The sequence below is a fragment of the Streptomyces sp. AM25 genome (assembly GCF_058146165.1).
The window spans coordinates 66,272-79,520 of record NZ_JBKIWN010000024.1; the positions used below are offsets into that span (position 1 = coordinate 66,272).

The following is a 13,249-nucleotide window of genomic DNA, read 5'->3' on the forward strand; positions in this document are numbered from 1 at the left end:
GTTGGCCAGCGGCAGAGCGCCTATCAAGGTCGGCTCCGGTTATATCGACATCGTCCCCTCGCTGTCCCGTGAGGGCATGGCGAAGATGCGCGCGGAGCTGACCCGGCAAATGGAGCTGGCCGGCACTGCCGCGGGCAAGTCCTTCTCGACGGCAGCGACGAGCGGCATGGCAGCTCTGCCTCGGAGTGCCGCGGTGGCGGCCAAGGCGGCCAAGGGCGAGGTCGAGAAGGAAGCCCTCGACACCAAGGCGAAGCTGGGCACCATCGAGGCCCAGCAGACGCGCGACTCCACCCAGCAGGCCGCGCAGCGTCTTCGCGCGGTGCGCGACGGGGAGGAGCGTAAGCGCCAGGCTCTCGAAGGCACAGCCCAGGTGTCCCGCCGTGCGGTGCAGGAGATGGTGCGATTCGAGGTGCAGGCCCTGCGCGAGGCTGCGCGTGTCGCGGAGCGGTCCGAGCGGGAGAAGCAGGCGGCGATTCGCCGGACGATGGCCCAGCGTCAGGCCGAGCAGTCCCACGCTATCGGGGCTCAGCTCGCGATTGCGCAGGCTGCGCGGCAGAGTCTGCGGGAGCAGCTGGCCGAGCATCAGCGGACCATGGCCGCAGTCCAGACGACGCAGGCCACCGCCCTGGCTGCTCTGCGCTCGGGGTGGACGAAGGCGGCTCACCATGTGGAGACCACGGGTACGACGGCGACGGAGACGGGGCACTTGATCATGCGGGGTCTGGTGGCCCCGCTCGGTCTCGCCAGTACTGCCGCCGCCACGTTCGGTATCAAATCTGCTGACTCGATGCTGCAGGCGCAGGCCGGTCTCAAGGGCATGGGCGTCGAGCTGCGTGACGTGAACAATCTGCTGGAGCAGATGACGAAGTACGGCATCGAAACGCCGTATGCCGTCAACGACATGCTCAAGTACGGCACGCGCTATGTGCGGGCCAATACCTCGCACAACGCGGACTTCCAGTCCAAGGACCCGGAGCGCCACGCCAAGGGTTCGCGTGAGGCCTCCGAAAAGGCCGTGGACATGGTCAAGATGATCGGTGACTCGGCCGCATATGGCGGCATCATGGACCCGGCCATGGTCTCCCGCGGCATGTATGCGCTTGAGGTCATGCAGGACATGGGCCGCACGAACCTGCGCAACGTCAAGCAGCTGGAAGCCGCAACCGGTATCCCCGCCAACGCACTTGCGCAGATTCTGGGTTTCAAGACCCGCAAGTACGCGCCTGCCGAAATGCAGGCGATGCGGGAGCGGGACAAGAAGGCCGGCATGGACCGGAAGGTCCCGGAAACCTATGAGGCCTCCGCCCAGATGATGGCGTTCATGCAGAATGCCAAAGAGACCGGGGGCATTTCTGGTGAGCAGCTGATCGACGGGCTTCTCGACCGGTGGCGCAAGGACCCCAATATGCAGGGTGCAGCGCACCGCATGGGCAGTGCCACGATCAGCGGCCGTCTGGAGCAGATGAAGGAACAGGCCCAGTTCAGTCTGGGCAAAATGTTCTACTCCAAGAATGATGAGGGCGAGTACGAGTACTCGGGTCTCGGCGCGGCCATCATGGGCAAGAAGGTCTCCGACGAGAAGGGGACCCGGTTCGAGGGCGGTCTCCTCCAGGACGCATCCGAGATCGGCAGCAAGATGCTGTCGATGGTCAAGGAGATGCTCACCGCCTTCTTCGAGACCCTGGGGACCTTCACCCGCTGGCTGAAGAGCACCGTCGATTTTCTCCACGAGCACCCCGGGTTGCGGAAGCTCATTCTGGAGGCGGGCAAGGCTGCGGCGGTGGTCGCGCCGTTCCTGCTCGCGTTCGGTGTGCTGTCCAAGACGGTCGGCAAGCTGGGCAAGTTGTTCGGCCTGGCGCTGGGTCCGGCGAAGCTCCTCGTCGGCAGTCTCGTCGGTCTCGGCCGCGGAGCACGCGGTGTCACGCGGTATGGCCGTCAGGTGGCCGGGGGCGTTCAGTCCCGTCGCAACGGCGGGGGCTTCCTGGAGGGCTATGACGCCCGGCGGGACGCCTTCCGTGATCGGGATGCAACTCGTCGTCGTAACCGCGCGCGTGTCGGCCAGGCCAGCCGGGAGAACGGGCGCTTTCGTACCGCGGCCGGCTACGCCCGGTACGGCACGGCCCGTGTCACCGGCTACGACTCGCCGTCCGACTGGTGGCGACGTCAGTCCAACCGGCGTGCGGACCGGCGGGATCTGGACCGGCGCAGCCGTGAGGCGATGGCCGATGGCCGCATGCGCGAGGGCATCCGCCTGAACCGCCGTCGTGATGAGGTGGGCGAGGAGTACCGGGAGAACCGGCGTGCTTCTCGTCGTTCGGCGGCTGAGCGTCTGCGCCCCACGGACAGCACGGACCGCCGGGAGGCGGCCCAGCGGGGCATGAAGGATGTTGAGCGGCAGGTCCGCCAGGTCGATGAGCGCATCGAGGCCCTGAAGCGGGCGTTGCGGGCTGTCGACCAGGCCCCTCTGGGGAGCCTGGTTGATCACCTGGGCGGTTCGGTGGGTCAGAGTGTGCGGTCGTCGGCGGAGCGGGCGCAGTCCGCGGTGCACCAGATCGTCACCCAGGGCACTATCCCGCTGAACGACGCCAAGTTGAGCGAGATCCACCGGAAGTTCTCCGAGACGCAGCAGAAGGCCGACGGCCTCAAATCCGCTGTCCGGCAGGCCGGCCAGGAGGTCAACGATCTCGACGGCCGCCGTCTGACGGCGCTGCGCGTCGAGCAGCTGGAGACCACTGAGAAGCGAGCCGACTCTCTCAAGGCCGCTATCCGTGACGCTGACGACCGCGTGGAGCGGCTCAACCGGCAGTCGCTGAAGGGGGTACGCGAGGAGCTCGCCGTCACCGCGCCGGAGGCGGGTGCCGTGGACGGCAAGGTCAAGGACACCGTCGAGTCCGTCAACCGTCTCAACGGCCGCTCGCTCCGGGAGATCCGGGACGAGTTCAAGGGCGGCAAGACCAGCCTGTACAGCGCAACCACCGCGGTGTACGAGCTGCTCGGCAGTGCGAAGCTGCCGGGTTCTATCACCGGCCGGATCACCACTCTGAACGACCGGGCGCTGTCCTCGGTGATCAGACAGGTGGACCGGCTGCGTGATGCGCTGCACGAGGCGGCCAAGAAGGCCGATGCGCTGGACGACGGCATCGACAAGGTCAACCGCGACACCAACAGTGGCAGCGGGTCCGGCGGGGGCGGGAAGGAGGGCAAGAAAAGAAGGAAGTTCGCCCGAGGCGGTGTGATTCCCGGGTACGCCCCGTGGCAGGACACGGAACCGGCGCTGCTGTCCAAGGGCGAGGCCGTTCTGCGGCCCGAGGTCACACAGCACCTGGGGCCCGAGCGGATCAACGCCTGGAATCAGCTCGCGATCCGTGGACACTTGTCGCGGTACGCCCGCGGCGGCATCGTCGGTCGTAGCGGCCCGCTCGGGTCTCTCCTCGATGACCTGCGCACGATCGACATGGGCCCGGTCGTCTCCCTCTTCGGCAAGACGGTGGCGTTCGACGCCACGGCCGCACGGGTCGGCGGCAAGACCGGCCGGAACCTGATCACGTGGGGGTCCGAGCGAGGCGGCGGCGCCAGCGGTGAGGGCACTGCCCGGCGCTTCCGCGGGACGCTGGACTTCGTCACCGAGCATCTGCCGCAGTTGCTGCGCCGGGTGCCCTCGGGTCTGGGTCAGCTCGTCGGCCTGGTGGCCGGCGCGGTCGCCCCCACCGCTGGACAGTACTTCTGGGATGACGTGTGGAAGGGCTCGGGCAACATCCTGCAGCGAGGCGAGCGGTTCGCCTCGGATCTGCTCAAGCCGGAGTCCATTTGGGCCTACATCAAGGGCGCACTCGGCGGTCTCGCCGAAGCGGTCAAGGCGATCGGCTCCACCGCCGTCGGTCTCTTCACCGACCCCATGGGGACGCTGAAGGAGCCGATTAGCCAGCTCAAGGAGCTGGTCACGGGCCTGATGGGCAGCGTCAAGGAATCCGTCCAGGGCGCACAGGACATCATCTCGAACCCCTCCGAGTACGCACGCGAAGTGCTGGATGAGTGGTGGGACCGGGCGAAGGAGGCGATGCCGAATACCGAGGGACTGCTGAAGTTCAGCGAGGGCGGCATCGTGCCCGGGTTCGCTCCCGGGCACGACTCGGTGCGGGCCCTGCTCGGCCGGGGCGAGGCGGTGCTGCGTCCGGAGGCCGTCACGGCCCTCGGGTACCGGACGGTCCTTGCGCTGAACGCTGCCGCCAAGGGCGGATGGCGATGGCTCACCTCCGGCTCCGACGCGAAGCCGGGCACCGCCACGGCCACAGGTGCCGGTGCGGGCACACCCGTGCCCGATGCTCCGGCCGTTGAGGAAGCGGTTGCCCGCATCGCGGCTGCGCTGGCGTCGATGACGGATGCCGTCCGGGCCCACCAGACGGCAGCGACCACCGCGTGGGCGGATGTCGCCGCGTCGGTGCGCACGGCGGTCGACGGGCAGATCATCCCGGCCCAGGACCGGTGGAGCACTCACCTCTCCGGACCGCTGACCACCGCGCACCGCGCGTTCCGCTCTTCCAGCGAGGACGCGTGGACGGCGGTGCAGTCCCGGGTCTCCTCCTCCACATCGGGCGTGCTCGATGCGCTCGGCCGGCTGCGCAGCGGTCTGGACGGCCTGAAGTCCTTCTTCGAGGCGTCGAGTTCGCGCATCTCGGATGTGTGGCGCTCGGCGATGTCTGTGGTGGACGGCTCCACCCGGAGCACGCTGTCCGGCCCGTACAACTCCGGCGCGGTGCCGATGCTGTCGGAGATGGCGAAGCTCGCCGGAACGTCTGCTCCGCTGGCGCCGGTGCGCTACTCCACTGGTGGTGTGGTGCCCGGCTATCAGCCGGGCGTGGACGATGTGCCTGCCCTGCTCAGCCGCGGCGAAGGAATTCTGCGACCGGAGGTCACACGCGCCCTCGGGGCGGAGACCATTTACCGGTGGAACGACCTGGCCCGCAAGGGCCGGGCGGTCTTCGCCAACGGCGGCATCGTCGGCGACGGCAGCGCATGGGTCCGCAAGCACCAGGACGACCCCTTCGAGGGGTACGAGGAAGCTGTCCACAAGGGCTGGTCCGAGATCATCGGGCCGGGTCTGAAGGCCATCGCCGACCGGTTCGGCACGGTCGGCCGGCTCAGCGCCGACGGGTTCGGCAAGGCCGAGCCATGGCTTGCCCGTTGGGGCAAGTGGGCGGATGAGCACGCCAACGGTGGCGGGGGCCAGGTCGTGAAGGTCGCCCTCCAGGAGGCCAAGAACGGTGACCTCTCGGGCCGGAAGTACATCGGCAGCGACGCCTACGAGTCCTGGTGCGCCGACTTCGTGAGCTGGGTCGTCGACCACGCGCAGGCATCGGTGGCGTACGGCGGTTCGCCGACCGGCACGCCGGGCACCCGGTGGCCGGCTGTGGCCACCTGGGTCTCGAAGATGGGCATGGTCTCGACGTCGCAGGCCCGGCCGGGTGACCTGATGGTCTACCGCGGCTATGGCCCCGGTGACTGGGGGCACATCAACATCGCCACCGGCCGCCAGGGCAGTCAGCTGGAGACGGTGGGCGGCAACGAGTCCCGGTCCCTTCGTCGGCAGCTCGGCTACGGCAACCGGGCCGACGGGGCCCTTCGCCCTCGCGGCGGTGCCCCGGGCACCGAGGACGGACCGGTCCTCAACCCCTGGCCCGGCTCCCTGGCCCGGATCACCGAGGGGATCGGCGAGTTCGCCGGTCTCACCGGTGACGCCGTCGGCCGCTGGCGACCGCTGGTCGAGCGGGTCATCGGAGAACTCGGCGGCAGGGGTGGCATCAATCTCGGTGACACCGGCCTGGTGCTGCACCGCATCGATGTCGAGTCGGGCGGTGACCCCAACGCCGTCAACAACTGGGATTCCAACGCCATGGCCGGTGACTCGTCCAAGGGCCTGATGCAGGTCATCAAGAGCACCTTCGATGCCTACGCGGGCCCGTACCGGTCGCTGGGGCAATTCAACCCGCTCGCTTCGCTGTATGCGGGTCTGAACTACGCGATCGACAGGTACGGATCCGGCTGGCGCCGTGCACTGGGCGGGAATTCCGGCTACTGGATGGGCACCCTGTCCGCCTCACCCGGTCTTCGCCTGGTGGGCGAGCAGGGCCCGGAACTGGTGGACTTCCGCGGCGGTGAGCGCGTGCACACCGCCCGGGACACCCGGGATCTGCTCAGCGGCCGAACGTACGAAATCCACGTCCACGAGGCCAAGAGTGAGTCCACAACTCAGGCGGTCATGCGGGCCATGCAGTACGCGGAGGTGATGTACGGGATGTAATCGACAAGGAGCTAATATTGCCTATTCCGGCGACACGGGATCAGACGGGACAGGACCGGCCCCAACCGGCACCGGTCCCGCCCCTGCCGATGGCGTGGGGACACACCTACGTGTCGATTACCGGGGGCGACGGTGAGGGGGAGGAAATCCCCCTCACCTCGTTCACCGACCGCCGTTGGCCCGGAATCCTGCTCCAGGCCGGCGCCACCGGCCTGGACACCCCGCCTTTCGAACTGCACGCCGACAGCAGCCCGAACCTCGACGGCTCTCTCTTCCGTTCGGCTCGGGCTGCTGCCCGCGAAGTGATGCTGCCGGTCTACCTCTACGGAATCGACCGGCGCTCCCTCAAGGAGCTCAAGCGGAAACTGATCTCCGCACTGAACCCCCAACGCGGGTACTGCGTATTGAAGTTCATCGAAGCGGACTCCCAAGTCCGCCAACTCTACTGCTACTACAAGGCCGGAATGGAGGGCAACGAATCCGCCGACAACGCCGGGTTCCGGTGGGTGAAGTACGGAATCCAGCTCACCGCGTTCGACCCCTATTTCTACGCGGATGATCTCCGGGTTGCCGAGTGGCAGTTCAACCAGGGCGAAGGCTTCTTGAGGAACGACAGGGGCCTGTTCCCTCTGCGTCTGAACCGTGGTGCTCTGGCAGACCAGGCGATCCCCGTCATCAACCCCGGCGAGGTCGAGGCCTGGCCGGTGTGGGAGATCCACGGCCCTGTCCGAGGCTTCACCTTCACCGGCCCCGGCGGGGCTTCTTTCGGCATCACCCCGCCGTCCGGCGAGGCCGACGTCGTACCGGAGGGCCGGGTGCTGACTGTCGACACCCGCCCCGGTCACAAGACCCTGAAAGACGAGGCGGGACGCAACTACTGGCCCCTGCTCGATCCGAACCCGGCCCTGTGGCCGGTCGCACCGGGAAAGTCCACGGTCGGTGTGCGCTTCGAGGCGGGCAACGGGCCCGCTTCCCTGAAGCTCACCCTCCGGCCCCGCTACGAGAGTTACTGACGTGAGGTGTATGTGGGATACCGCGTGGAGGTACGCGACAAAGACCTGAACCGCATTGGAGAAATTGACACGTGGATCAAGCTGGATCTCGTCATCCGGTTCTGTCAGCAGGGCACTTGGCAGCTGCTGGTCAAAGACCGTACGCCCCAAGCGGCGCTCTTGCAGCGCGGTGGTGGAATCATCGTGTGGCAAGACGGAGTCGACACCCCGGTCTTCAGCGGGCAGATCGAGTATTTCCAGCGGTACTGGACGGTGGAGCAGCACACCGGGGACGGTTCGGTTTTCGTCAGCGGTAAGTGCGACAATCGCCTCGCCTACGGCCGGCTCGCTCTGCCGGATCCGTCGAAGCCGGTCGGCCAGCAGTACCAGGCGAGCGACAACCGCGGTGCGAGCGGCCCGGCCGGACAGGCCCTGTGGTGGGAGATGGACCACGCCATCGGCCCCAAGGCCCTGCCGGACCGGCAAGTGCCCGGCGTCGACACCGGCACAAACCCGGCCGTCGGCGAGACGGTGGCAGACAGCCTCCGGTTCGATCTCCTGGGCACCAAGCTCGAAGAATGGTGCCGGGCCAAAAACGTGGGCTACCGCTTCGTGTACGACCCAGACCACAAGCGCATCGCGCTCCGTGTCTTCACCCCGCGGGATAAAAGCAAGTCGGTGCGGTTCTCCCAGGAGTTGGGAAATCTGAAGGAATACAACTGGACGCTGACGGCACCCCGGGTGACGCGGGCTATCGTGGCCTGCCAGGGCGAAGGCTCCGACCGCTACATCTATCAGAAGGTCGACACCGAGGCCGAGGCCGAGTGGAATGTCCAGATCGAGCAGTTCATCGACCGCCGCGATCTCCCGCTGAAGACCGACCCGGCGACGGGGCAGCCGGCCAAGGCCAAGCCCGAGGTATCGGACAGCGATTTCGAGGCCGCCAAGAAGGCCGTCGTCGACGCGGCCGACGCCGCCCTGAAGGAGGGCTCCCGCAATGGGAACTTTCAAATCTACCCCATTGACACACCGCAAACCCGGTTCGGCGTCGACTACTTCGTCGGCGACCTGGTGACCGTTGCCGTGGACGGCGAGGAGTACACGGACGTCGTGCGCGAGGTGAACATCACCGTCGAGGACGGCAAGGCCACGGTCACCCCGAAGATCGGAGACCAGGGCACCGGGTCACCCTTGAATTTGTACAAGCAGGTGTGGGACATGCGCGAGAAGCTGCGCCGACTGGAAGCGAGGATGTGAACGTGGCAGAGATCAGTTATCCCTTCTCCCAGTCGAGCAAGACCGGTGGCACGGAGATGGTGTCTCAGGCCCAGTGGCAGGCCATGGCGAACATGTGGGGCGGTGACCGCGTCGACTTCCAGCTCACCAGCGAATCCTACGCAGTTGGGGCCCTGCCGTTCTCGGCGAGGGTCATCAACGGCCGGGTAGTCGAGGTCCAGCCCGGACGGGCATGGGTCGGCGGTTTCTACTACCAGCTCACCGCCTCCACCACCGTCACCATTGAGGCGAATCCGACGGACAAGGCCCGCAAGGACACCATCGTCCTGCGGGCCGATGTGGTGCAGGGCTCGGTGAACCTGGCCGTCGTCAAGGGCCAGCCTTCCGCCTCGCCGATTGCCCCGTTGCCGCGGCGCATCGCCGGCCAGCAGTGGGAAATGGTCCTCTACGAGGTAGACGTCCCCGCTAAGGACGGCGCCCCGCAACTCGATTCGCGGGCCCCGTTCGACATGCCGCCCGCGGTAGGAACCCCGTGGAACACCCGCAACACCGCGGATTTCCTGCCTGTTGGCAGCTTCCTGTACGACCTGGACAACAACGGCGGGGACACCCCTTACGAGGCGTTCAAGGGCCGCGACGGCTACATGGTCACCCGGCATCTCGGCCCCTCGCGCACCTACACACCGGGACTGGCCAACGCCATCAACGTGCCCTCCAACGGGGTCACATTCAAGGGACGTTGGCGGTGGACTGCCCCGAACGTCGTGTACTACTCGATCAGCATCGCGAACACGTCAACCACGAACATCCGCAACCGCCCTGATGAAGCCATCGCCTTTGCTCTGCCGCAGCAGGCCCACGGGGATACCGGCCAGGTACTGACCGGGCACATGCGCAACATGGAATACCGGGGTGGGATGGCCAACTTCGTGCAGCTGCAGGCGATGTGCTGGCCTGGCAGCGGCTCGACGTACGCCTCCATGTACTACCAGAACAGTGAAAAGGTCTCCGAGGGCATGGATGCTTTGCGGACTATTCCGGGCCGGTCGACGATCTATTTCTCGGGCACCTACGAAGCCAACGTCTACTAAAAGGGGGGCTTGATGGCACGCAATCTGTTCGGCGGCACCAGTGCGGACGTCGCCGAGGACATCGACGGCCGACGCGTCCCCGGGGCCGTGGGCACGGTGTGGGACGGCCCCTCGGACGGGGCCCGGCAGATCACCGACCTCACCGACGCCGACGGCGCACCCATCATCCAACTCATGGCCGACGTCCGCGGGTTCGTCCCACCGTTCTACGGTCCGCCCAACGATGCCGAGCGGCTGTGGGTGGATTTCGGCGTGGGTCGTATCGCCTTGGTCTCGGTCACCGTCGGAGACCGGCTGCGCAGGCACCTGACGGCCCCGGACCCCCACCAGTCCAGGGCCTACACCGACGAGCGGCTGACGGGGTACCTGCCGGTGCGCGGTGGGCAGATCCCGGTCCCGGCCTACGACACGTGGCTGACCGCCACCATCCCCGCCGACGACACCTCCGGGAATGTGCTGCGGCTGCGCACGCCCGACGGCACCGAGCGCACCCGGCTGCGCAACGACGGCACCCTCCTCCTGGACGTGACCGGCAAGCGCACCCCGCTGTGCATCGGCGCCCCGGGGTTCGGCACCTCGCAGCCGGTGATCACCGTCTCCACCGGGCCGGCCAGCCCGGCCCCCGACGGCGCCGTCTTCCAGGTGCGGGGTGATGGGTCGGTGGTCAGCAGGGGCAGCGTCACGGCCACCAACCTGGGCAACGCCCGGCTGTTCTCCGGGCCGCTGCCTCCGGCCTCACCGCAGGCCGGGGACGTGTGGGTGAAGTATGCCTAACGCCCTGATGGTCTTCGACGGCAAGCAGTGGGTGGACACCACTCCCCAGGTCCACGACGGCAGCGCCTGGCGGCCGGTGGCGCCCCTGTACTGGGACGGCGCGGAATGGCGCTCCGAGGCGCGGCCGGCTCGGGAGTTCCCGGCCTACAGCAGCAGCGTTTCCGGGACGTTCGGCGGTGACGTCGCCGAGCTGCCGTTGCCCGCGGATGTGCGGACCAACGACTTGATCGTGTCGGTGTGCGTGCAGCAGGGCGGCCCGGACCGGTTTCCGCGTCTGCTGACACCGTCCGGGGTGCTGCCGACGCTCTACACGCTGCGCTCAGGGATCCGTTTACACGTGGCGGTGTGGCCGTGGGAGCCCTCGCGCGGCCTGTCCACCGCGTGGGACGTGGCGGGCAGTACCAACAGCCTGGCCATGAACCTGATCTACCGGGACGGCGACGCCTCGGACGTCTCGCTGACGCCCATTGCCGGGATCACCGAGCATCCCCGCACGAACACCGTGCCGTTGGGGGCCTCGCAGGATTACACGACGCTGTACGCGGTGCTGGCCGTCTCCGATTCCCTGACCGGGGCGGCATGGCCGGACGGGGTGATCCCCCGCGCGCAGCGGCTGGGGAAGTTCGGCGCGCAGCAGATCAGTCTTCTGACCGCCGACACCCCCGGAGCAGGGGCCTCGCCTGGTGCCCTGCGCCTGGACACCACCGTCGAGACCGCGGCCGTGGCCGCCATCACGGTTCCCGGCCGGGCTGACGGCAGGGCTACGTGGATTCTCGGCGACACCGCGGCCTCCGTCCTGGGCCGCACGACCTACCTGGAGTGATGTGGCAGTACCCGTCATACAACCGTGGGCGCAGCGTGAGATCGTCACGGCCCGAAAGATCAACGCCCAGCTGCGGGACGTGCCCCGGTATCTGGCGGACAGGCCCCGGCTTTCGTGCCGCGGAGCCGCAGCCGGCCAGAGCATCCCCCGCGGCGCATCGACCTTCATCCGGTGGGCGTCCGCAGGGACGAACGCCTTCTCCGCTGATACCGAGCGGCAGTGGTTCACGGCCCCGGACACAGGGGTCTACGTCGTCTCCGGCTGCGTGAGCGTGCGGTCCGGCATCGTCCATCCCGGCGGCGACGGCGTGATCATCAACCTCTACCGCCGCTCTCCGGGCGGCAGCACCGCGAGCATGGTGACCGCACGAGAGATCGTCCAGGCCTCCAGCGACGGGCAGGCGGTCTCCGCTGCGACTGTCGTCCACCTGTCGGCCGGTGAGTCGATCGGCGTCTCCGTGTACCTGGAGGCCGGGTCTCCGAGCACCTCCTACGCGATCCAGACGGGCGCATCGGAGACGACGCTGTCCGCGTGGATGGTGGCACCTGCGCCCGCGTTCACGACGGCGCCCTCGCCGTTCGTTCCCGCCGGGGAATGGAGTGACGGCGAGCAGATCACCCCGGCTCTCATGCTCGCGCGCATCACCAAGCCGTACCGGGCCCTATACAACCCTGCGCGGCTCTCCTTGCGGTACACGCTCGGGTATTCAGCACCGTCGAACCAGCCGGCCCGGCTCGGCTGGTCGGGCTCGGGCATGGAGGAATGCGGCGGGTGGACCCTCAGCCGCGACGGCACCGCCGTCACCGCCCCGGCAGCAGGCGTGTATCTCGTCTCGTTCTGCCTGGCGACGCAGCGGGACGGCCCGACCGGTGCGTTCGGCTCGTACCAAGTGCAACTGCTGAGGGACGGACAGCTGCTCTCGTTGCGGCAGCGGCAGAACACCCGCGCCGACTACCCATCCTCCGTCTGCGCAACCGAGCTGGTGTACCTCGACCAGGGCGACAGCCTGTCGACCGTGTTAGTCGGCACCGGTACTGACGTGACCTGGCGCGACTACGGCAACGACGTCCGCGAGGAACGGTGGAACGCCTTCTCCGCGGTGATGCTCGCCCCCGGCGCCACAAGCAGGAAGGGGTGAGGCGTGGAGTTTCCCGACTGGGCACCGCGTGATCTCGCGGACGCCGCCAAACTGAACACCCGGGTGCGTGACGTCCACCGCGAGTTCGCGAACCCGGTACGCCTGGCGGTGGCCGGCGTGAGCAGGGTGGCCAGCATCCCGGACGACGGCACGGTCAAAACCCTCCAGTGGGACACGGCGGAGTGGGCGGGGGCCTGGTCCTCGAACGGGGGCGAGTCCTACACGGTGCCAGTGTCCGGCTTCTACTTCCTCACCGCCGACTTCACCGCCCTGTCCCCCAAGGACACCTCGAAGAAGCCCTCCGTGCGCCTGGCGGCCTTCAACCAGCACCAGGACGACCGGGAATGGTTCCGATCCAACAACCCCGTTGTTGTGCCGGGCACTTACATGACGTGCTCACTACGCGGGGTGGGCTTCGCCGAGGCGGGCGACCGCATCAGTCTGCGCGCGAGTGCAGCACCTGGTGCAGGCGCGTGGGAGGTGTCGGCCAGCTCGCGTACCAGCGCACAACTCAACCGGCTGTCGGCGGTGCTGATCGCACCCGCAGCCAGCAGATAGACCCCAACAAGGAGGGGTGCCATCAACACATCAACGATCCTGGATCTCTTCGGGATTGTCGGAATCTTGGCCACCGTGGTCGGCGGCATCGTCGTCGTGAAGGCGTCGAGGGATGCCAAGACCGCGGAGGTCTGGCGGGAGGAGGCGGAGGCCCAGAAAGCACGGGCCGACCGCCTTCAGGAAGACCTGGCGGAGATCAAGGAGCGGCTGAAGCGCATCGAGCAGGAGAATGCGCGCCTGATCGCGCTCCTGACCGCGCTCGACCCGTCCAGGCTCCTCCGGCCTGCAACGGAGTAATCCAACTAACGAACCCCGATCAATGGCCCGCATTCGCGGGCC

9 protein-coding genes are annotated in these 13,249 nt (G+C 67.8%); all 9 read left to right on the top strand.

The annotated features are described in order from the left end of the window. The first annotated feature begins 1 nt into the window (after window position 1). Window positions 2-6,298 (top strand): transglycosylase SLT domain-containing protein, encoded by a 6,297-nt coding sequence (locus ACLHRZ_RS28490; protein ID WP_490421417.1) that lies wholly within the window; start codon window positions 2-4, stop codon window positions 6,296-6,298. A gap of 110 nt (window positions 6,299-6,408) precedes the next feature. After that, entirely contained in the window at window positions 6,409-7,311 is a 903-nt protein-coding gene (locus ACLHRZ_RS28495; RefSeq protein WP_490421418.1) for a phage tail family protein, read from the top strand. Between the two features lie 24 nt (window positions 7,312-7,335). Beyond that, window positions 7,336-8,547, top strand: a complete 1,212-nt coding sequence (locus tag ACLHRZ_RS28500) for a siphovirus ReqiPepy6 Gp37-like family protein (RefSeq protein WP_490421419.1) — start codon at window positions 7,336-7,338, stop codon at window positions 8,545-8,547. A 2-nt stretch (window positions 8,548-8,549) separates the two neighbouring features. After that, window positions 8,550-9,617 (top strand): hypothetical protein, encoded by a 1,068-nt coding sequence (locus tag ACLHRZ_RS28505; protein ID WP_490421420.1) that lies wholly within the window; start codon window positions 8,550-8,552, stop codon window positions 9,615-9,617. Between the two features lie 12 nt (window positions 9,618-9,629). Continuing rightward, window positions 9,630-10,391 carry a hypothetical protein gene (locus tag ACLHRZ_RS28510; protein WP_490421421.1) on the top strand — a complete coding sequence of 254 codons (762 nt, stop codon included), beginning with the start codon at window positions 9,630-9,632 and terminating at the stop codon, window positions 10,389-10,391. Then, window positions 10,384-11,214, top strand: a complete 831-nt coding sequence (locus ACLHRZ_RS28515; RefSeq protein ID WP_490421422.1) for a hypothetical protein — start codon at window positions 10,384-10,386, stop codon at window positions 11,212-11,214. The genes ACLHRZ_RS28510 and ACLHRZ_RS28515 overlap by 8 nt, the downstream gene beginning before the upstream one ends. A 1-nt stretch (window position 11,215) precedes the next feature. Next, window positions 11,216-12,352: a hypothetical protein gene (locus ACLHRZ_RS28520; protein WP_490421423.1), complete on the top strand. Its 1,137-nt coding sequence runs from the start codon at window positions 11,216-11,218 to the stop codon at window positions 12,350-12,352. Window positions 12,353-12,355: 3 nt separating this feature from the next. Continuing rightward, window positions 12,356-12,910: a cadherin repeat domain-containing protein gene (locus ACLHRZ_RS28525; protein ID WP_490421424.1), complete on the top strand. Its 555-nt coding sequence runs from the start codon at window positions 12,356-12,358 to the stop codon at window positions 12,908-12,910. Between the two features lie 75 nt (window positions 12,911-12,985). Continuing rightward, complete coding sequence (locus tag ACLHRZ_RS28530; protein ID WP_490421454.1) at window positions 12,986-13,207, top strand: hypothetical protein; 222 nt, start codon at window positions 12,986-12,988, stop codon at window positions 13,205-13,207. Window positions 13,208-13,249: the final 42 nt, after the last annotated feature.